Origin of the sequence: Elioraea tepidiphila DSM 17972 (genome assembly GCF_000378465.1) — a bacterium.
In the GTDB taxonomy this organism is placed as follows: Bacteria; Pseudomonadota; Alphaproteobacteria; order Acetobacterales; family Acetobacteraceae; genus Elioraea; species Elioraea tepidiphila.
On the sequence record NZ_KB899910.1, the window covers coordinates 42,733 to 64,783 of the forward strand.

A 22,051-nucleotide genomic window follows, 5' to 3' on the forward strand; every position below is an offset into this window, starting at 1 on the left:
CTCAGCGTTTTCGGTTTCCGGCCCTTGCCTGCGGGCCGTGGCGGGCGCGATTGAACGCGCCCGCGCCTGTCAGCGTCAAGCAGGCGAAACGGAGGCCGCGTCGGCTATGGTGGCGCCGGTCCAGGGGAGTCGCGGATGACCGATCCGGTGGGTGCGGCGCTGGCGCGGGCGCAGCGCGAGTTGCTCGACCTTTCGACGCGCAACCGGCTGCTGTCGCTGCCGACGCGCAGCGCCGGCGTGCTGCCGATCGCGGGCGAGCGCTCGGCCTCGGTGTTCGCGCGCCTGGTGTCCGAATCGAAGGCCATGGGCTTCGCGCCGATGGAGGCCGAGGCGGAGGGCGAGGCGGGACCGCGCCGGCGCCGCGCGGCCGCTGCGCCGGGGGCGGCGAGCCTGCCCGACCCGGACGACCTGATCCTGTCGGCCCCGCTCACCGCGACCGCGCTCGCGCGTGTGCTGACGCGGATCGAGCGCGACGCGCGCGGCTTCCTCCAGGAGCAGGGGCTGAACATCCTCTTTCTCGCGCTCGGGCAGCTGGTGTGGAGCGATCCGCGCACACCGGGAACCGAACGCCGCGCGCCGCTGCTGCTGGTGCCCTGCACGCTGACCCGCGCCACCGCCCGCGATGCCTTCCGGCTGCGCTGGGACGGGGGCGAGATCGCCGGCAACCTGACCCTCGCGGCGATGCTGGCGGACCAGTTCCGCATCCGCCTGCCCGATCCGCCCGAGCTCGACGAGCGTACGGCCGATGCCTGGACCACGGCGGCGGCGTGGTTCGGCGCCGTGGCGGAGGCCGTCGCGCCGGCCGGGTTCCGCGTCGAGGCCGACGGGATCGCGCTCGGATTGTTCTCCTTCGCCAAGTACCTGATGTACCGCGACCTGGAACGACCTGAGATCGCGTCGCATCCGCTGGTGCGCGTGCTGCTCGGCGCCGAGCCGCCGCCGCGCTTCGATGCGTTCCCCGACGACGCCGACATCGACGCGCTCATTCCGGTGGAAAGACTGGACTTCGCGCTCGACTCCGATGGCAGCCAGACGCTCGCCGCGGAGGCGGTGCGGCGCGGCGCCTCGGTGGTGATCCAGGGTCCGCCCGGCACCGGCAAGAGCCAGGTGATCACCAACCTGATCGCCCAGGCGGTGCTGGACGGCAAGACCGTGCTGTTCGTCGCCGAGAAGCTCGCCGCGCTGGAAGTGGTGCAGCGGCGGCTCGCGGGCGTCGGCCTCGGCGCCGCGTGCCTCGCGCTGCACAGCGACGGGGCGAACCGGCGCGCGCTGCTCGCCGAACTGGACGCGACCCTGAAGGCGCCCCGCCCCGCCCGGCCCGACCGCGAGGCGGTGATCCGGCCGCTCGGCGCGTTGCGCGGCCGGCTGAATCGCCACGCGAGTGCCATGCACGCCCCCATCGGCGCGACCGGCTGGACCGCGTTCCGCGCGATCGGCGAGGTCGCGCGGCTGAAGCAGGGGGGCGTGCGGCCGCCCGAGCTGCGCCTGGACGCCGCGGGCTGGACGGCGGCGCAGATCCGCGATGCGCAGCGCCTGACGCGCGAGATGGCCGCGACCGTGCAGCGCATCGGCCTGCCCGCCCGCCATCCCTGGCGGGGCGTGCGCGCGACCACGCTGCTGCCGACCGAGCTCGACCGCCTGCCCGCGCGCCTCCCGCCGGCGCTGGAGGCGATCGCGGCACTGCGCGCGGCGGCAGGCCCCGAGGCCACGCTTGCGGCCGCGGAACGGACCCTCGCCGCGCTCCAGGCGGCGGCCGCGCTGGCCGCGATCCGTGCGCGCGTGCCGGGCCTGCGGGACGCTGCCTGGGCCACACCGGGGATCGCCGAGGCGCGCGACGAACTCGCGAAGGGCAGCGGCTTCCTGCGCAGCTTCAGCGGCGCCCACCGTGCGGCCCGCGATCTCGTCGCCGCGCTGTTTGCCGCGCCGCCAGCCGATCCGGTGGCGGCCCTCGATGCCGTACTGGAGGGCCAGCGCCTGCTGCGCGCCGCGCCCGACGCCGCCACGGTCGCGCCCGATCCGGCACGGGCGGCCACGCTGGAAGCGGCGCTCGCGCGCTACCGCGCGACCGCCGAGCCGCTCTTCGCCGAACTCGCGCTCGACCGCGCGGCGGCGTTCGGCGCCGAGGATCCGCCCCTCGCCGCGCTCGCCGACCGCCTCGCGCAATGGGCCGCCGCGCCGGCCGCGCTCGCCGACTGGCTCGCCTGGGCACGGCTCGCGGCGCAGGCCGCGGAGGCCGGGATCGGCGCGGTCGCGGATCGTCTCGCCGACGGCCGGATCGCGCCCGAGGATGCCGCCGCCACGTTCCGCTTCGCGCTCGCCGAAGCCCTGATGGCGGCGGCGATGCGCGCCAACCCGACCCTCGCCGCCTTCGATGGCCCCGCCTTCTCGCGCCTGGTCGAGGAGTTCCGCCAAGCCGACCAGGCCCGCCTCGCGCTCGCGCGGGCGGAGGCCGCCGCCGCGCATGCTTCACGGCTGCGCATCGCGGAAGGCCCCGACATGCTGCGCGAGATGGCCGTGCTGCGCGGCGAGATCGCCAAGCGCTCGCGGCACCTGCCGATCCGCACGCTGCTCGCGCGCGCCGGCCCCGCCGTGCAGGCGATCAAGCCCGTATTCATGATGAGCCCGCTCTCGGTCGCGGCCTTCCTCGACCCGGCGGCGATCGGCTTCGACATGCTGGTGATCGACGAGGCATCGCAGATCGAGCCCGTGGATGCGCTCGGCGCGGTCGCGCGCTCGCGCCAGATCGTCGTGGTCGGCGACGACCGGCAGATGCCGCCCACCCGCTTCTTCGCGCGGCTCACCGGCGGTGACGAGGACGGGGATGCGCCCGACGACGAGACCATCGCCGCGAGCGATGTCGAGAGCATCCTCTCGCTCTGCACCGCGCGCGGCTTCCCGAACCAGATGCTGCGCTGGCACTACCGCAGCCGGCACGAGAGCCTGATCGCCGTCTCCAATCGCGCCTTCTACGAGAACCGGCTGCTGGTGATCCCGAGCCCGCGTCCGCGCGGCGTGGATCTCGGCCTGTCGCTCGTGCGCGTGGACGGCGCCTTCGACACCGGCGGCACCGGCACCAACGCGGTCGAGGCGCAGGCGGTCGCGGAGGCCGTGCTCGCGCACGCACGCGAACATCCGAAGGACACGCTCGGTGTCGCCGCGTTCTCGATCCGCCAGCGCGACGCGATCCTGGATGCCATCGAGGCGCTGCGGCGCGACAACCCCGACACCGAGCCCTTCTTCGCCGCCCATCCGCACGAGCCGTTCTTCGTCAAGAACCTGGAGAATGTGCAGGGCGACGAGCGCGACGTGATGTTCATCTCCGTCGGCTATGCGAAGGGGCCGGACGGCAGGCTCGCGATGCGGTTCGGCCCGCTCTCGGCCGATGGCGGCGAGCGGCGGCTCAACGTGCTGATCACGCGGGCGAAGAAGCGCTGCGTGGTGTTCTCGGGCCTCACCGCCGACGATATCGACCTTGCCCGCGCCTCGGGTCGCGGTGTGGCGGTGCTGAAGGACTTCCTCGCCTTCGCCGCCGGCGGCGAGGTCAGCGCCGCACAGGCGGGCGAGGACGATGCCGCGCTCTCCGATGCGATCGCGACGGCACTGGAAGGTGCCGGCGTCGCGGTCGCGCGCCGTGTCGGCCTCGCCGGGCTGTTCGTCGATGTCGCCGTGAAGGACGCCGAGGGCTACCGGCTCGGCATCCTCACCGATGGCGATTTCTACGCCTCCGCCCGCTCGGCGCGCGACCGCGACCGCTTGCAGGAAAGCGCGCTCGCGATGATGGGCTGGCGGCTCACGCGCTCCTGGGCGGCCGACTGGCTGGTGCGGCCCGAAGCGGAGGCGCGCCGCCTCGCCGCGCTCGCCGGTGTTGCGGTCGACGAACCGTCAGGAGCGGCGGCCGCGCCCGGCGCGCACGGACTCTCCACGCCCTACACGCCCGCCGCGGTCGCGGTGCCGACCGACACACCGCCGGACGCGATGCCGTTCGCGCGGCTGGGCGGCATCGTCGCCGCGATCGTGCGCGCCGAGGGGCCGATCCATGGCGACGCGGTGATCGCGCGCGCCGCCGCGCTCTGGGGGATCGAGACGCCGACGGCGAAGCAGCGCGCCGCACTCGCGCAGGCGCTCAGGCTTGCCAGGGAACTCGAAGGGCTGATCGCCGAGGGCGAGTTCTGGCGCGGCGAGGACAGCGCGATCATGCCGCGCGACCGCTCGGCGCTGCCGGCGGCGTGGCGCCGCCCCGACTGGCTGCCGCCCGCCGAAATCCGCGCCGCACTGCTCGCCGCCCTGGGGTCGGCCACGGGCGGCGTCGAGCCGGAAGCGCTGGACACCGCGGCATTGCGCCTGCTCGGCATGGGCGAGGATGCGCGCCCCGCGATCGCCGCACAGCGCGCGTTGCTGACCGGCGAGGGGCGGATCGCGCTCAGCGCTGGGCTTGCAGTGCCTGGGTCTGCTGGCCGCCGATGACCACCGGTGCTGCCCAGTTGAACGGGTGCGCATAGGCGGCCGGCAGGTTGCCGTCATCGGCGCGGCTCAGGAATTCGCGCTGCGCCTCGGAGAGCGCCTCGGCCGGCTCCTCGCCGCGGCCGACGCGCGCGAGCGTCAGCGCCGCGATCGCCGCGATCGGGAAATCCGGCACGGTCCAGTGCGTCGCGAGCAGCGAGCGCGCGCCCGCATAGAGCATGCCGCGCGCGAGCCCGCTGAACGCCTCGCCCGCGCCGCGCCCGTCGGGGCCGGCGGTGTTGCAGGCCGACATGACCACCAGGTCGGCATCGAGCCGCGCACGCAGCACGTCCGAGAGGCGGATGACCGACTCCTGCGCCGGGCTGCCCGGCGGGGCCGCGGTGATGATCGCGGGCTCGCCGAGGCACGGCACCTCGTCGGTCAGCACCGCATGCGCGGCGAAATGGACGACGCGGTAGCGCGAGAGATCGCCGCCGAGGACGGCGGTGCGCGTGAAGGCGGAGTTGGTGCGCACAGACCCCGGGCCGGCGCGCAACTGGCGCGCCGAGATCTCGACCTCGCGCGCGGCGGCCGGCAGCGGCGGCAGCGCGGCGAGGGCCGCCGCATCGGCCTCGCAGCCGCGCCGCTGCGGCCCGATCGCCGCTCTCGCGCGATCGCGCGAGAGCGGCGTGAAGCCGGCGAAGCCGACATAGGGCTCGGAGGCGGCGGAGGGGCGCGCGAGCCGACGCTGCGCGGCGAACGCGAGTGCCGAGGGCGCATAGGCGAGCGTCCGCTCGCCCGCGAGCAGCCAGGGCACGGAGCGGTAATCGGCATCTGAGGCGATCCGTCCCGGCGCCTCGGTCACCAGCACGGCGAAGGGCAGCGAGGCGAGCGGGCCGAGCGCCGAGATCACCAGCCGCCGATACGCGAGCACGTCCGGCGCGCCCGTCGGCACGAGGCGGCGCCAGAGCCGATGCGCCTCGGCGACATCGAACGGCGCGATCCGCCCCGTCGCCTCGTCGGGCGCGAGCCCGGCACGCAGCCGCCGCACCGCCGCCTGCGCCTCGCGCTCGGAAAGGGCGATGCGCCAGGCCTCGATCCGGTCGCGCGTGACGAGGAATCCGTAGGCGCGCTCGGGTCCCTGCACGATCGAGAGCAGCGCCTCGCCCGGGCGCAGCGTGGCGCGGAGCTCGGCGGGCGAGATCATCGTGTCGGAGAGCAGCGCGAATTCCGGCCGCTCGGTCTGCACGCGCGCCTCGGCCTCGGCCAGACGGCGCTGCGCGGTCGCGATCTGCTCGCGGATCGTTGCGCGCTCCGCCTCTCCCACCCCGGCCGCGACCGCGCGGTCGAAGCGCGCCTCGGCCTCGTCGCGGGCGTGGCGCGCCTCGCGCAGGTCGCGGATCGCGCTGCCTTCGCCGGCGAGCAGGGCGGCGGCATCGGCGGCGGCGGCGGCGGCGGCGCCGCCGGAGATCAGGAACGAGGCCTCGAGCGCCTCGACCATGTCCTCGGCGTGGCGCGGCGCGCCCGCCTCCGCCACCAGCAGGTCGAGATAGGGCGCGACCGCGGCGGCCGAGGCGCTGCGCCGCCGCTCCCGCAGCGTGCGCGCGGCCGCGCGGAAGGCACCGAGCGCCTGCTCGCGGTTGCCGGCCGTGGCGCTGATCAGCGCGCCGCCGAACTCGAACCGCGTCATCACCTCGGGCGCCGTCCCCGGCAGCTTCTCGGTCAGCCCGCTCACCGCGTCGCCGAGCTCGGAGGCCGCGACCGCGTAGCGCCGCTCGCAGGCGGCGGCGCGGCCGACCACGCGCTGGGCGCGGTAGCGCACGCCGCCCGGATCGACGCCGAGCCGGGCGAGCAGCGCGGCCGAGCGCAGCGCCTCGCGCTCGGCGGCAGCACAGTCGCCCGCCTCGAAGGCCATGATCCCGCCAAGCCGCCAGAGATCGGCCACGCCCTGAGCCGCCAGCTCGCTCTCGTGATCCCGCACCAGCGAAAGGGCGACGAACGGGCGCTGGTCGCGCGGGTTGGCGCCGTGCGCTGGCGCCGCGCGCGGCACCGGCGCGGTGAGGTCGATCGTGGCGAGGGTGCGCGCGAGCGTCGGCGCGGCGGCGAGATAGAGGCGCTCGGCTTCCGCCGCGTGGCGCGTCGCCTCGGCGGGGCGGCCGCGGTTGCGCGCGTGATAGGCGCGGTAATGCGCGACGCGCGCGGCCATCTGCGGGTCGGAGGCGCGCGGTGCGATCTCCGCGGCGGTGGCGAACAGCGCGTCCGCCTCCTCGTACCGGCCGAGATTGGAGAGCTGCAGCGCGAGATGCGCCATCGCGTCGGCGCGGTCGGGGCTGTCGGCACCGAACAGGCGTCCGTGCAGTGCCAGCGCGTCGCGGAACGAGGCTTCGGCACCGGTGAAGTCCTGGTCGATGTTCTGCCGCGAGCCGAGCAGCATCAGCCCGTCATAGCGGCCGACATCGCCCGAGCCGAAATCGCCGCGCACCTGCAAGGCGAGCGCGCGCAGCGCATCGGCGCCGGTCGCCGGCGCGGCGGCGGCGGTGCGTCGTCCCGACAGTGCGCCGAGGGTCGCCTCGATGGCCGGCAGCGCGGTCGTGACCCCGTCGGCGAACCAGGTCGCGCCGTCCACCGCCGCGACCAGGGCGAGATGCGGCACGCCGCCGCCGCGCCGGCGGCACTCGCGCACCGCCGCCGGCACGTTGCCGAGCACCTGGGCCGGGCGCGGCGGCTGGCACTGCGCCACCGCGGCCAAATAGTCCTCGAACCCCGCGCCCGCCGCCGCCGCCATCGGGTCCTGCCGCCCGGCGACCGAGAACAGCCGCGCCGAGGGCGAGGTCCAGGTGCCGCAAAGGATCTCGACGCGGTTCTGCGCGCCGCCGACACGTCGGAAGCTGCACGCCTCGCCGGCGAGCGTCGTGCCGGCATCGCCGAGGGTGGGGGCGGCGCCCGTGCCGGCTGGGCCCGGCCCGGCGGGCTCCGTCGCGCACCCGGCGACCGCGAGCAGCAGCGCCGCGAGACCATGGCGGAGGCGGATCATCCTGCGCGCCCCTCCGCCGGCGAGACCGTGGCGTTCTCGTCCCGGCCGTCCTCGTCGGCCTCGCCGCCGGGGCGCAGCACGTCCTCGGGCCCGGTGTTGACGATCGGCACCGAGCTCTCATCGAAGCGCGGCGCGGCGCCCTCCAGCAGAACCACCGGGGGGATGTAGATCGCCGGCTCCTGGCTGAGCGGGAGGAAGGTGCAGCCGATCGTGCCGATCGCGCAATCGTTGATCCGTTGGCGGAACTGCGGATCGCCGAGGCGCTGCACGAAGGTGGAGGCATTGTCGCCGGCCACCCCGTTGATCACGCCGAAGATCGACACCTCCGCGGCCTCGTTCACGTAGATGCCGACCGCGCGCAGCGTCAGCGCGTTGACGAAGCCAGGGTTGGAGGTGACGCTGCCGTTCTCGCCGAACACGTAGAGCAGCGCGTTCGGCGCGTTGATCGCACCGAGGCTGAGATCGACCGTGCTCTGCACGGCATCGGCACCGGCCTGACCGAACTGGGTTACCGTCCCGGTGACACGCGCGGCAAAGGAGGGGAAGCCGAACAGGCGCACGACGCGCGTGGCGGCGATCTGATCCGGCGTCTGCAGGATGAGCCCGGCGAGGGTGCTCCGGCGCCGTCCGACATCGATGCCCGGGTCGGGTGTGCCGAGGGGGCGCAGATCGCCGCTCGCATCGATCACGATGATTTCCGGCGTGCCGCCAAGCGAGAACTGCTGGCCGCCGCCGTCCAGCGTGATCGTGCCGGTGCTGCCCGCGACGAGCGGCGCGGCGCGGCGGATCATCACCCGCCCGTCCGGCGCGCCGAGCTGGCCTTCCAGGGTGAAGTCGGTGCCGAAGCCGAGGATCAGCAGGCCGCCCGATCCGGCCCCGACGCTGCCCGCGATCCGCATCTCGCGCGCCGCGCCGATCAGCGTGTCGGCCCCGGCGAGCACGATGCCCGGAATGGTGACATCCAGCCCGCTCGACAGGATCACGTCGCGGCCCGCCTCGATCCGGCCAATGATCGTCAGCGACCCGGATGTGGTCAGCACCGCATCCCGCCCGGCGAGCACGCTGGTGCCGGCGATCGTCATCGCCTGTCCGGCCGTCAGGATGGCGTCGCGCCCGGCGCTGATCGTGCCGCTGTCGCTCAACGCCGTCGCCGCATCGAGCACGGCATCGAGCCCGGCCAGCACGCGGCCCGGCACGGCGATCGCCTGGCCGGCCACGAGCGTCGCCGCCCCGCCCGCCTCCACCGCGCCAGCGACGGCGATGTCCTGCCCCGCCCTCAGCGCGGCATTCGCACCGGCAGCGATCGTGCCGGGCACGTCGATCGCACCCGGCGTGTCGAGCGTGACGAAGCCGGCCGCGCGCACATCACCACCGACGAAAATCGGCCCAGCGGCAGCAAGCGTTGCGGCGGCACCGGACGTCACGCTCCCGCCCGCGTTCAACGACAGCGCCGCGCCTGCGGTGAGGTCCACATCGGCGCCAGCCGCGACCGCGCCGTCGATCGTCAGTGTGCTGCCGGCCACGAGCGTCGCCGCCCCGCCCGCCTCGATCATGCCGGCGACGGCGATGGCCTGACCCGCGCTCAGCGCAGCATTCGCGCCGGCACCGATCGTGCCGGGCACGCTGATCCCGCTCGGCGTGTCGAGGATTACCGACCCGTCGGCGCGCAGCTCACCACCGACGAGGATCGGACCAGGGGCCGCAAGCGTCGCGTCGGCGCCGGACGTCACGCTCCCGCCCGCGCTCAACGACAGTGCCGCGCCTGCGGTCAGGTCCACACCGGCCCCAGCCGCGACCGCGCCGTCGATCGCCAGTGTGCTGCCGGCCACGAGCGTCGCCGCCCCGGCCGCGCGGACCGCACCGCCGGCGGCGACCGTCGTCGTCTGGCCCGAGGTCAGCGTCGCGTCGGCGCCGGTCTCGATCATGCCCTCGACGAGGAGCGACTGCGTGGCGGTCAGCGTGACCGGCCCGTTCGACAGCACCTGCGCGCCCGCGAACGCCCGGAGGTCGGTGCCCGCCTCCAGCGCGGCCTCGCCTGCGACCGCGACGAGACCAAGCACATGCAGTTCCGTTCCCGCGGTCACGCTGGCGTCGCCGCCGGCGACAAGGTTGCCGGCGAGCCACATCCACTGCCCGGCCGTGAGCGTGGCGTTGCCGTCCGCGTCCACCACGCCCTCATGCACCAGGAACGTGGCTGCGGTCAGGCTCGCCGAGCCGGCGCTGCGCACCAGGCCGCCCGACAGCACCCGCAGGTCCGCGCCCGCGTCGAGCGTCGCGTCGAGCCCCGCGACGACCGCGCCGCCGAGGTCGAGCCACGCCCCGGCGGCGAGGCTCGCCGAGCCGGCCGCCTGCACGGTTCCGTCGACGATCATCCACGTGCCGGAGGTCAGGCTGGCATCCGTCCCGGCGCGGACCGTGCCCCAGACATTGATCCCACCGCCGGATGTGAGCGTCGCCGCCGCATCCGCCTGAACCGTTCCGCCAACAGACAGGAAGTCGCCCGCGCCCAGGCTCGCGCTGCCGCCGGCATCGACCGTTCCAGCGACGTCGAGCATCGTGCCCGCCGCGAGCGTCGCCGTGCCGGCCGCACGCACGCTGCCGGACGCCGTCACGGCGATCGACTGGACGGTGTCGAGCGCAGCGGTGGTGCCGGCCTGGAGGGAGCCTGCAATCGTGATCGGTCCGCCGGCATCGAGCGTGACGGCCTGACCGGCGACGATGCTGCCCGTGTCGGCGACCGTCAGCGCGCCCACCGCGCTCAGCAGCGCATCGCCGGCCGCAACCACCGCGCCGCTGAGCGTCAGCCCCTGCTGCGAGGTCAGGATCACGTCGGTGCCGGCCGACGCGGTACCGGAGACGGTGAGCAGCCCGTTGGTGGTGATCCGCACCTCGCCGTTGCTCGAGGTTGCGCCACCAAAACCGGGGACCAGCACGGCGGCGGGGTTCACCACACCGACCTGGCTTTCGGCCGGGCCGTCCGCGCCGATCGCGGCGACCGTCAGCGCGCCGGCGACGTCGAAGACGAGCGCACCCTGCGCCGCGCCGGCGAAGACGTCGAACGCGTTGCCCGGCCGGCTCACATCGATGCTGCCACCCTCGGCGCTCAGCGCGAGCGCGCCGGCGGTGATGGTGCCACCGCTTTGCGTGATGTCACCGGCGAGCGCGCGGAGCCGGACCGTGCCGGTGCCGGCGGCGAGCGGGCCGAGCAGGGTGAGGCCGCCGCCGGAGACAAGCGTCAGCGGCGCGTTCGTCGTGCCGATCCCAGCTGCGCCGACCGCGAGCGGCCCGACGGCGCGGAAGCGGAATCCGTCGCGGCCGAACCCGGTGATGCCGCCGACCGCGTTGATCGCCCCGGCGCTGGCGAGATCGACGCCGCCGGCAGGCGCTACGGCCTCGAGCGTTGCCGCATCGATCCGGCCGTCCGAGGTCTGCTGGACGTGGCTTCCCGCACCCGCGCCGGCCTCCAGCAGGACCGTGCCGCTGCCGGCGTCAACGGGACGGCTCAGCACCACGCCGCCATTGGCGCCGCCGCCGCTGCCGCCCACCACCGTGACCGTGCCGGCGCCGGAGACGAGCCGCACGCCCGTCGCACCCGCGACCAGGGTGCCGTCGCCAGCGACCTCGCCCACCGTCACGCCGCTGAAGTTGCGGAAACGGAACTGCGACGGCGCCTCGCCGGCGATGCTCCGGACCAGATTGGTCTGGTCGAGCAGCACGGCGCCGGCGCGCGCGAGCAGCGCGTCGGCGATCACGAAGCCCGAAGCGCCCTGGCTCAGCGTGCCGTCGGCCTGGAGCCGGACGGTCGAGGCAGGGTTCAGGCCCGCATCCACCGCGTTCGTGAGCGTGAGGCCGCCGCCATCCACGACCAGCGTGATCGGCGCGCTGCCCGTGGCGCTGGCCACGCCCGACTGGCCCGGCACCGGCAAGGCGGGGTCCGCCGCGAGCGCGCCGACGGTCAGGGAGCCGCCGTGGCGGAACCGGAAGCCGGAGACGGAGCCGCCCGCCAGCACGCCGACCGCATTCACGGCGCTGGTGAGATCGACGCTCCCGCCGCGGGCGAGCAGCGCGCCGGCCGAGAGCGTGCCGGCGCCGGTCTGGCTCAGCGCGCCGCCCGCCTCGAGCCGGATCGCCTGCGTGCCGGCATCGAGCGGCCGGGCGAGGCTCAGGTTGCCGCCGGCCATGAGCGTGATCGGCAGGGAGGGCACCGTGCCGCGGATGCCATCGCGGCCGTTGATGGTGAGGGCCGTGCCGGCGCCGGCCGTCACGGTCGCGGTCTGCCCGACCGTGACCGACCCGGCGGCGCGGTAGCGGAACCCGGCAGCGGCGGCGGTGCCCGCGATCGTGCCGACATCGTTCGCCGTGTCGCCGAGCAGCACCTCGCCCGCGGGAGCGGCCGCAACCAGCGTCGCCGCGCCGCCGCCGGTGATCGGTCCGGTCTGGCTGATCGCCCCGGCCTCCGCCGCACCGCTTTCCAGCACGACCGTGCGGGCATCGCCCGGCTGGCCCGCGCGGTTGACGCGGATACCCCCGGGTCCACGCACGATCAGCGTCCCCGAGGCCGCCTCGCCGGCGTTGCCGGCCGAACCGAAGCGCAGCGTCGAGGAGGCGCCGCCGAGCAGGTCGATCTCGGCCGCGCTCAGCACCAGCGAGAACAGCGGGTCCAGGAACGCGGCATCGCCGAGGACAACGCCGCGGCCGGCGGTGAACGGGCGGGCGACCACCGCCGCGGCGCTGGCCCCGACCGAGGCGTTGATGGCGAGAAGATCGGCGGCAAGCTCCACCGCCGGAGCGGTGATCGCGTCGTTGACGGTGATCTGGCCGAACGCGTTGGTCGCCGCCAGCCGGACCACGCCGTCCGGCCCACCGCTCGCCCCCGTCGCCCCGGCGACGAGCCCGGGGTCCGCCGCGACCGAGCCGACCGTGAAGCCCTGCGCGCTGCGGTACCAGAGCTCGCGCCCGGCCACGGCGGCGAGCGTGCCCACCTGGTTGCCACCGGTGCCGCCCGGCGCGCCTGGAAGCTCGGTGCCGTTGGCGCCGTCCAGCAGCACGTCGCGGCCGGCGCGGGCGAGCAGGGCGTCCGCCGTCACCACGCCCGCGGCGGCCTGGGTCAGATCCTGGCCGGATTGCAGCCGCACCGTGCCGTTGCCGGCGCCGATCGGTGCCGCGAGCGCGAGGTCGCCCCCGGCGATCAGCGTGACCGGCGCACCGGCCGAGGTGATGGTGATGCCGTTGGCGATGCCGGGGAACGCGACACTCGGCGCGATCGTGCCGACCGTCAGGCCATCGGCGCCGCGATAGCGGAAGCCGGCGAAGGCGTCACCCGCGATCGTGCCGACGGTGTTGGCCGCCGATGCGGTCAGGTTCACCGCGCCGAAATCGGAACGCGCAAGCAGGCTCTGCGCCGCGATCGGCGCCGCAGCGGTCTGCTGCACCGTGCCGAAGACGCTGCCGAGCCGCGCCGTCCGCCCGGCCGTCACGCCGGCCAACGCCGCGTCCGTGCCATGGGTCAGGCTGCCGAGCGTGACATTGCCGAGGCCGAGGAACTCGAAATCCGAGGTGGCGCCGAGTGCCGCGCCGGCCAGGGTACCGACCGCGTTGTCCGCCCCCCCCAGCAGCACCGAGCCCTGTGCGGCCCGCGCGATCAGGCTGCCGGCGAACACGGCGTCACCTGGATCCTGGGTCACGGCCGCACCCGCCGCGCCCGCTTCCAGCGTCAGCGCCCGGCCCGAGAAGTCGGCCGTGCCGCGGATGGTCAGCGTGCCGGTCGCGGCCTCGCCGGGACGGAGCGCGCCGCCGACGCTGCCGATACGCAGATGATAGGACGGCGCGCCGACGCCGATCCGACCGAGTTGATCCGCACCGATCGACAGCTCGCCGGCGGCGATCGCGCCGAGGCTGATCGGCCGCCCGGCGGTGCGGGTGCGCAGCACCGCCTCGGTCAGCGTCGCGGTCCCGAGCGCGCCGGTGAGCGGGTTGATGGTCAGCCCGTCCGCCGCGACATTGACCCTGGGCGCCGCGACGATGTCGTTCACCGTCACCTGGGTGCCGAGCAGCGTCGCCGTGCCGGTCGCAGACACCGCCTCGGTGACCAGCAGCGTCGCCGCCGCGTCGAGCGTGACCGCGCCCGCGAGGTTCTGCACGCCGGTGACACCCAGCAGCGGGTCGCTGCCGATCGTCACGCTGTTCTGGCCCGTGATGTCGATCGCGCCCGAGCCCGTGTTGCGCGCCGCCACCGTCGCCGCGGTCACGTTCCGGAAGGCGAGGCCGCCCGCCGTGACCGCGCCGAGATTGGTGACCTGGTTCGCGGCATCGGTCAGCGTGGCCGGCCCGCCGGTCTGGATCGCGAGCCGCGTCGCGGTGATCGTTCCGGTCGCGCCCTGCGTGATCGCCGCCGTGCCCGCATTGGTCAGCGAGACCGTGCCGCCCGGGGCGGTCAGCGGCTGGTTCAAGGCGAGCGCGCCGTTGACGGAGAGCGTGATCGGCGCGCCGGTGGTGATGATGCCGCCCAGGTCGGAAATGCCGCCGCCGCCCAGGACGGTGCCGACCGTCACGCCGCCGGTGGCGGTATAGGCGAAGCTGGTGAGTGGGCCGCCGGCACGGCCGGCGATCAGCGGCACGTCGTTGCCGCTGTTGGTCAGCACCACGCTGCCGGGAGTGCCCGCTGCCAGGGCGGAACCCGCCGCACCGATGACCCGGTGCGTCTGCGTGATCGCGGCGGCGCTGCCGTTGCCGGTCGCGAGGAACAGCCGCCGCGTGCCGAGATCGAGCCCGACCGAGCCTGCGGGCGGGGCGCCCTGGATCGCGATCGTGCCCGAGCCGGTGCTGAGCCGCACCGCCGCGGTGGCGGAGCCGAGCCGGTCGAACTCCTCCTGGTTCACGGCGAGTGCGGTGCTGTCGTTGCCAGGGTTGCCGAGCTGCGAGCCGCCGGTGCCGCTGCCGACCAGGATGTTCCGGCCCGCCGTCGCGGTGGCGATGTCCACCCCCGTCGCGCCGCTGCCGAGCGCGGCGTTGACGGCGATCTGGTCGGCGGTCACCGCGACGCGGCCGGCGGTCACGCCCTGGTTGACGGTGAGACGGCCGCCCGCGCCCGTGGTGAGCGCGACGGGTCCGGTGCCCGCCGTGATCGCCTGGCTCACCGTGAGGTCGCCCGGCGTGCTGAGCGTGACGGAGGGGGCCGCTCCGCTCGCGGTGATCCCCGACACGCCCTGCACGGTGCCGACAGTGAGGCCGCCGGAGGTGTCGGCGACACTGAATGCGCCGCCCGCACTGCCGGCGACGGTGGTGATCGCGGCGCTGTTGATCGAGACCGCGTCCGCGGCCTGGGCGCGCAGCCCCGCACCGGAGATCGCGCCGCCGGTCTGCGTCAGCGACCCGGTCCCGCCCGTGCCCGCCGTCAGCAGCACGTTGCCCGCGCCCGCGCCGATCGACTGGCCGACCGTCAGGTCGCCCGCGGCGCTGAGCGTGACCGACGCGCCCGCGCCGGTCGCGGTGATGCCGGCCACGCCCTGCACCGTGCCGACCGTCAGATTGCCGGCTGATCCGGCCACATCGAAACCACCGACCGAACTGCCCGCGATGGTGCCGAAGGTGGTGGCGTTCAGCGCCACCTGCGCGGCCGCCTGCGCGAGCAGCTGCGCGCCGGAGAGGGAACCGCCGGTCTGGGCGATCTGCCCGCCGGCGCCGGTGCCCCCGCCGGTCGCGTCGAGCACCAGGATGCCGGCCGGCCCGAGCGCGATCGTGCCGGCGGTGATGATCCCGCCCGACCCTCCCGCGCCGACGCCCGAGCGCATCACGAGGTTGGACGAGCCTGACGAGGCGATCGTCGTGCCGGCGCCATGCTGGATCGCGCCGGCCGCTTCCAGGGTCAGCGTGCGCGCATCCGGGATGACGAAACTCGCGACGATCGCGATCACGCCGGTCTCGCCCGGGGTGTCCGGGCTCGCGACGGTCGTGACCGTGACATTGGCCAGCGCCAGTTGCGCCTGGAGATCGTTGACGTTAAGGATCGAATTTCCGGAGGTCGGCGCGATCGGCGGACCGAAATCGATGCCCGATGTGTCGACATCCGAGATCGTCAGGTTGCTCGGGTCGAGCAGCAGCACGCCGACCTGACCGAGGGTGGCGCGCAGATCGGCGACGCCACGATAGTCGAGCCATCCCTTGGAGGAGACCTCGGCGAAGCCGCCATCGCCGCCCTCTGGGCCGCCGCGCGCGCTGATACGGCCCCAGAACCGCGTCACCTCGTCGGACCAGACGATCGTGGTGCCGCCGTCGCCGCGTGCGGTCGCATCGGCCAGGATCGTGACGTCGCGCTCGACCACGACGCTCTGCGCGGTCGGGCCCGGGCCCCGGCCCTGGAGGTCGCCGCCGATCCTCACGGTGCCACCGCCGGCGCGGCCCGAGGCGTCGATGCGGGAACCCGAGCGCATGACGATCCGCTCGCCGCGCACATCGACGGTGCCGCCACGCTGACCCGCGCCCGTGCCCGAGACATCGAGATTGCCCGCGACCGTCACCGTGCCGGCATCGCCGCCGCCGAGCACGATCGTGCCCCCCTCCTGGCGCACGGCCGTGGCGGCGATGCGGCCGCCGGCGAAGATCACGTCGTCCACCACCCCGCGCGCGGCACGCGCCGAGACGATCACCTGCCCGCCCGGGGCCTCGATCGTGCCGGTGTTCGCCACCACCGCGCCGCCATCCGACGGCGCGCGCGCGACGGGATCGCGCACCTCGAACGCGACCAGCCCGTCGCCGGCGAGATCGATCGTGTAGGTCTCGGCCCCGCCCAGCACGACGCGGCCCTGGCGCGCGACGATGCGGCCGGAGTTGCGCACCTCCGGGCCCACCAGCGCGGCCACACCGCTGTCGGCGACGGTGATGTCGCCGCGGTTCTCGACCCGCGCGCCCGCGACCCGGCCCGGCAGGTTCGCGACCACCTCGCCCGTGTTCATCAGCCGCTGCGCATCGATCCGCGAGGTGGTGGCGAGCAGGCTCGCGGCGTTCACCTGCGCGCCCTCGGAGAAGGTCACGCCCGCCTCGTTCTGGAGCACGATCCTTCCGTTCGCGGAGAGGCGCCCGGCGATCACCGACGGGTCGGGGCCGGTGACGCGGTTCAGCGCGACCGAGGAGGTCGAGGGCTGCACGAACTGGGTATGCTCGCCCGCGCCGATCGAGAAGCTCCGCCAGTCGATCACCGCGCGCGCGCTGCCCTGGCGCACCACCAGGTGTCCTTGCGACGGCGTTTCGATGCTGGCCTGTCCCGCCACCACCGCGCCGCCCTGCGGATTGGCATGCGCCTGTATGGGATACAGCGCGGTCAGCGCCGTGCACGATGCGAGCAGCAGTTTCCGCCGATGATGGCCGCGCACAGACATGGCCCGGTTCGCCGCTCCCCTCCCCCGTTCTCAAGCCGCTTCAGAAGCGGCCGGTGAGCCTGAAGAACCCCGCGTACATTGACAGAGGTTGGACATTCGCGCCAGCGAACTCGCGTGTGAACCTGCGCACACCTTCGAGCTCGAAGGTGAGCCAGGAGCGGATATCCATGCGCACGCCGAGGCCCGCCGAACGCATGGGTATGGCGGCCGGCGTCGGCAGGCCCGGCGCGGCGCGATCCCAGGCGCGGCCGAGATCGACGAAACCGTAGAACTGCACCGGCAATCCGTCGGCGTCCGCCTCGGTCAGTCGCAGCACCGAGGTCGCGCGGAGTTCGACCAAGCCGATGACGGCGCGATCGCCCGTCACCTCGCCGGCGTAGAAGCCGCGCCCCAGCCGGTCGCCGCCGAGGAAGAACTTCTCCTGCTGCGGCAGGAGGTCGTTGGTGTACTGCCCGGCCACCACGCCGAGCAGGTCGAATGCCCAGCGTCCGGCCGAGAACAGCGCCTGCAGGCGCGACACCTCGCCGGTCCATTTGATGAAGCCGGGCTCGGCGCCCGGCCGCGGCACCAGCGCGGTGATGTCGTTGGGCGAGGCGCGGAAACCGTCGATGCCGCGATGGAACGTCGCGCGCATCCCGGTGATGCCGAGCCATTCGTCCCGGAAGCTCGCCTCCAGGCCGAACCGCGCGGTGCGATAGCGTGCCTCGGTCCGCTGCTGCAACGCACGCTGCGCGTCCTCCTGCGAGTCCGCGTTGTAGATGTCGAACTGGCCGGTCACGGTCAGCGTGGTCGCGCGCGAGCGGATGATCGGGTAGGAGGCGCCGATCCCGGCGACGAACACGTTGCCGCGATAGCCGATCTCGGCGAGCGGCGTGCCCGGCTCGGTGCGGTTGACGCCGGCGAAGGCGCGCAGCGCAAGCCCGCTGCCGCCGAGGTAACCGGAGAGATTGAGCTGGGCGAAGTTCTGCTCGCGCCGCTGCTCGGGCTGGCCGCGCAGCGCCGTGGTGACGATCAGCAGTTCGGTCCGTTCGCCGAAGCGCGTGAAGCTGTTCAGCCCGCCGATCGCGAAAAGCTGGGTCGGGCCCTGCAGCCGCGAGCCGCGATTGTCATACACCAGCACGCCGTCATAGGGCTTGCGCGAGACGCTGACGCTGAGCAGCGGGGCCCCTTCCGTCGTGCCCGGGCGCAGCGTCGCCGCCGCCGTCACCCCCGGGATGTCGTTCGCCAGCAGCAGCGCGCGTTCAAGCGTGGCCACGCTGAGCGGCCGCTCCGCCAGGAGCGGCGCGAGGAAGGCACGCACCTGCGCGATCGCCGGGCCGATATCGCCCTCGTACTCGATCTCGGCGATGCTGCCCTCGATCGCACGGATCCGCACCACGCCGTTCTCGACGCGCTGCGGCGGCACGACCACGCGGCTCAGGAAGAACCCGGCGTCGAGATAGAGCTGCTCCAGCCGCTGGGCGAGCGCGAAGATCTCCGCGACCGTCACCTCGCGGCCGATCAGGCGGCTGGTCTCGGCCTCGATGCGGCCGGGGAGGATCGCGGTCGCGCCCTCGACCAGGATCGCGCGCGGCACCAGGCGCACCGCCTCCGCACCCGGCGGCGGGGGCGTCAGCACGGGTGCCTCGGGCGCCGGCATCCGGAGCTCGGGCCGCGGCGGCGGCGGGGGCACGGTGATGCGCTCGGTCGGCGGCGCCAGCACCGGCGGCGGCGCGGTCTGGGCGGAGGCCAGGGCGGCCGGCACGAGTGCCGCGAGCAGCGCCAGCGCGACGCGCGGGCCGATCCTCGGCGCTCCGTGAATCCGGCGCGGGCCGGCCCGGCGTGGCGTCATTCGCCTCCCCCTCACGACGCGCGAGGCTAGCATGCCCCGACTCCCGGGCCAAATGTTCCTTGGCCGAACCTATCGGCACGGAATCCGTGCATCCTCCCGCCTTTCCCCGAATCGGGTGTTCCCCGGCTGCGGATGATGAGGCAGAGTCGTGCCAGCATCCACAACGGGCCCCGAGATGGAAGGCCAGACCCTCGGCAAGTACCAGATCCTCTCCGCGATCGGGCGCGGCGCGGCCGGCACGGTCTGGCGCGCGATCGATCCGGTGATCGAGCGCACGGTCGCGATCAAGACCATCAAGCTCGACGATGCGGGCGATGCCGAGACCGCCGAGGAGATCGCCCGCTTCAAGCGCGAGGCGCAGGCAGCGGGACGGCTGTCGCATCCGAATGTCGTGCAGATCTACGACTACGGCGAGCAGGGCGGGCTCGCCTATCTCGTCATGGAGTACATCGAGGGCGGCTCGCTGAAGGGGCTGATCGACAAGGGCGAGCGGCTGCCGCTCAAGGAGATCGCCCGCGTGATGGACGAGCTGCTCGCGGCGCTGGGCCACGCGCACGAGAAGGGCATCGTCCATCGCGACATCAAGCCCGCCAACATCATGCTGACCAAGTCGGGCCAGGTGAAGGTGACCGATTTCGGCATCGCCCGGATCGAGTCCTCGACCATGACCCAGGCCGGCACGGTGCTCGGCACGCCCGCCTACATGTCGCCCGAGCAGTTCCGCGGCGAGCCCGTGGATCTGCGCACCGACCTCTATTCCGCCGGTGTGGTGCTCTATCAGCTGCTCACCGGCGACCGCCCGTTCGAGGGCACGTTCAGCGCCATCATGCACAAGGCGCTGAACGTCGAGCCGCCCAAGCCCTCCGAGATCAGCGTGTCGGTCGCGCCCGCGCTCGATGCGGTGGTGGCGCGCGCGATGGCCAAGCGGCCGCAGGCGCGGTTCGCGAGCGCGGCCGAGTTCCGCGCCGCGCTCGCCGAAGCGGTGCGCAGCGCCGAGCACGACCCGCTCGCCGCGATCGCCGGCGTCGACCAGGACGCGACCGTGATCGGCAAGGCGGGGCCCAAGCAGCCCGCAGCGCCCGCGCCGCAACCAGCGCCCGCCGCCCCCGAGCGCAGGCGCGGCGCGCCGGTGGCGGCGATCGCGGGCGGCGTGCTGGGCCTTGGCGCCGCGGCCGCCGCCGCCTGGTTCCTGCTGCTGCGCGAGCCGGCGCCGCCGCCGGTCTCGCCGGCCCCACCGCCGATCGCGCAGGTGCAGCCACCCACGGCGCCAGTCGTGCCGCCGGTCGTTCCACCGCCGTCCGCGCCCACCCCGCCGACCGCCGTGCTCCAGCCGACGCCCCCGCCGCCGGAGCCGACGCCTACCCCCGCACCGCAGCCCGCGCCGACACCGCCGGCCCAGCAGGCCCAGCCGACGACACCAGCGCCCGATCCTCCCGCGCCGGCGCCAACGCCCCCCGTCCAGCGCGCCGAGCCACCGCCGCCAGCGGCGCCGGCAGCCACGACGCCGCCCGTGCAGCGGGCCGAGCCGACCGCGCCGCGCGGCGAGCCGGTCGCGCCGCCGCCGGTGGTGCCGGCGCCCGCCCCGCCGCGGCCTGATCAGCTCGCGGCTGCCCCGAGCGCCGCGGCGACGCTGCGCAGCGCGGTGGCCGCGGCGGTCGCGGCGAGCCGCTGCACCCTCATCTCGGGCGATGTCGAGGGCGCGAACCGGGTCCGCCTCACCGGCTACGCGCAGGCCGGCGGCGGCGAGTCCGCGCTGCGGCTGCGCCTCGCCTCGGCCGGCGTGCCCTGGGAGACCGTCGACTGGCGCGTGCGCGGCTTCGAGGGTCCGTATTGCGACGCGCTCGATCTGCTGCGCCCCTTCGCCGACCCGTTCGGCGAGGCGCCCTCCGGGCTGAGCCTCGCCCTCGCCGGTGACCGACTGCGGCTGGTGCGCGGCGATCTGCTCACCGTGCGCATCGGCATGCCGCGCTTCCCGGCCTATCTGCGCGTCAGCTACTTCACCCATGACGGCGAGGTCGTGCACCTGCACCCGAACGCGGCCGATGCCGCGCGCGGCTTCGCCGCCGGCAGCCGCGTCTCGCTCGGCGACCCGGCCGAGGGCGGGCAGCGCTGGGAGATCGGCCCGCCCTACGGCACCGAGATGATCGTGGCGCTGGCGAGCGAGCGGCCGCTGTTCGAGACCGCGCGCGAGGACTTCGAGAGCTCCTCGGCCTATCTCGCCGCCCTGCGCGAGCGTCTCGCCGACGGACGGGCCGGCCGCATCGCCGCGCGCGTCCTGATGGTCGAGGTCGCCGAGCGCTGACGCCTCGGCCAGACGCGCGACAGCCAGGTCTGGGGCATGCCGTCGCGGAAGCGCCGGCGCATATCCTCGAGCGCGGCCTCGCTCACGCCGATCGCGCCCGCGTTGAAGAAGCGCGGATCGGGCGTGTGCATGAGATACGCCATCGCCTCGTTCATCATCACCTCCTCCTCCGCCGGGTCGTAGCCACCCGCGGCGAGGAAGCGTCGGAACCCGGCGCGCTCCGCCTCGGTCAGCCGCTCGCGCCACCAGCGCGCGACATGCGCCGCGAACTCGGCGTTGGTGAAGAACTCCCCGTGGCTCAGCTCGTGGCGCAGGATGCTCGCGCGCACCCCCGCATCGATCGCCACGCGGCCTGACGGATGGCCGTGCGGGTTCTCGACCGCCGAGAGCGAGATCACGGCCGCCTCGACCGCGGGGCGGGGCAGGCCGTCGGGGCCGGGCGGGGCGACGCCGGTCTCGGCCAAGATGGCGGCAAGCCGGCGCTCGGCCTCGTTCAGCGCGATGCCGTCGCGCGCGGCGAGGGCGAAGAAGCGCGCGATATGCGTCACGCGGTAGTTGTGGCCGAAATAGAAGGTCTCCTCGGTCTCGCCCCGCTCGGCGATCGCGGCGGCGAGCTCGGCATCGCTCAGCACCCGGTCGCGCGGCAGCCCCTCCTTCTCCACCAGCGCGGCAAGCCGGTTCATCATCCGCCCCTGCTCGGCGAGGCTCGGGAAGTCGAACACCAGGATGCGGGGGTTCTCGGCGAGGCGGAACACCGTCAGCGCGCCGGCGCGGTGCGCGAGGATGGTGGCCGGATCGGCCAGTCGCGCCGGGTCGAGCCGCGGCGGCGCCTCGGCGACGGGTGCGGGGGCGGGCGGCGGCGCGGCGCGCTGGAACCAGAGCCATGCCGCGCCGCCCGCGCCGCCGAGCACGAGAACCAGGGCGAGAACCCAGGCCAGCGCAGCGCGGCGCCGTGGCGGCGCGGGCCGCGCCACACCGGCCGGAGGCCGGCGCAGAACGACGGTCGCGTCGTCGTCCGGCCGGCGCACACTAAGCAAGCGTGATGGTCCGGACCGCCGGCGGCCCGGATG

At 74.7% G+C, this 22,051-nt stretch carries 6 protein-coding genes; 2 read left to right on the forward strand and 4 right to left on the reverse strand.

The features are described from left to right. Nucleotides 1-135 precede the first annotated feature (135 nt). Nucleotides 136-4,464, forward strand: coding sequence for a DUF4011 domain-containing protein (locus F563_RS21005; protein WP_019012610.1), 4,329 nt, complete (start codon nucleotides 136-138; stop codon nucleotides 4,462-4,464). Here F563_RS21005 and F563_RS0100195 read toward each other — a convergent pair. From F563_RS0100195 to F563_RS0100205, 3 genes are read right to left on the reverse strand one after another with little or no spacing between them, the layout of a single operon-like run. Then, nucleotides 4,421-7,474, reverse strand: a complete 3,054-nt coding sequence (locus tag F563_RS0100195) for a CHAT domain-containing tetratricopeptide repeat protein (RefSeq protein ID WP_019012611.1) — start codon at nucleotides 7,472-7,474, stop codon at nucleotides 4,421-4,423. The two genes, F563_RS21005 and F563_RS0100195, sit on opposite strands and share 44 nt — an antisense overlap. After that, nucleotides 7,471-16,848 (reverse strand): two-partner secretion domain-containing protein, encoded by a 9,378-nt coding sequence (locus tag F563_RS0100200; protein ID WP_019012612.1) that lies wholly within the window; start codon nucleotides 16,846-16,848, stop codon nucleotides 7,471-7,473. The genes F563_RS0100195 and F563_RS0100200 overlap by 4 nt, the downstream gene beginning before the upstream one ends. 40 nt (nucleotides 16,849-16,888) lie before the next feature. Further along, nucleotides 16,889-18,679: a ShlB/FhaC/HecB family hemolysin secretion/activation protein gene (locus tag F563_RS0100205; protein WP_019012613.1), complete on the reverse strand. Its 1,791-nt coding sequence runs from the start codon at nucleotides 18,677-18,679 to the stop codon at nucleotides 16,889-16,891. Nucleotides 18,680-18,854: 175 nt separating this feature from the next. On the opposite strand from F563_RS0100205, the gene F563_RS25820 reads away from it, so the two are divergent. After that, nucleotides 18,855-20,981 carry a protein kinase domain-containing protein gene (locus F563_RS25820; RefSeq protein WP_051089297.1) on the forward strand — a complete coding sequence of 709 codons (2,127 nt, stop codon included), beginning with the start codon at nucleotides 18,855-18,857 and terminating at the stop codon, nucleotides 20,979-20,981. Here F563_RS25820 and F563_RS0100215 read toward each other — a convergent pair. Beyond that, nucleotides 20,891-22,009 carry a hypothetical protein gene (locus F563_RS0100215; protein WP_019012614.1) on the reverse strand — a complete coding sequence of 373 codons (1,119 nt, stop codon included), beginning with the start codon at nucleotides 22,007-22,009 and terminating at the stop codon, nucleotides 20,891-20,893. The two genes, F563_RS25820 and F563_RS0100215, sit on opposite strands and share 91 nt — an antisense overlap. Nucleotides 22,010-22,051 lie beyond the last annotated feature (42 nt).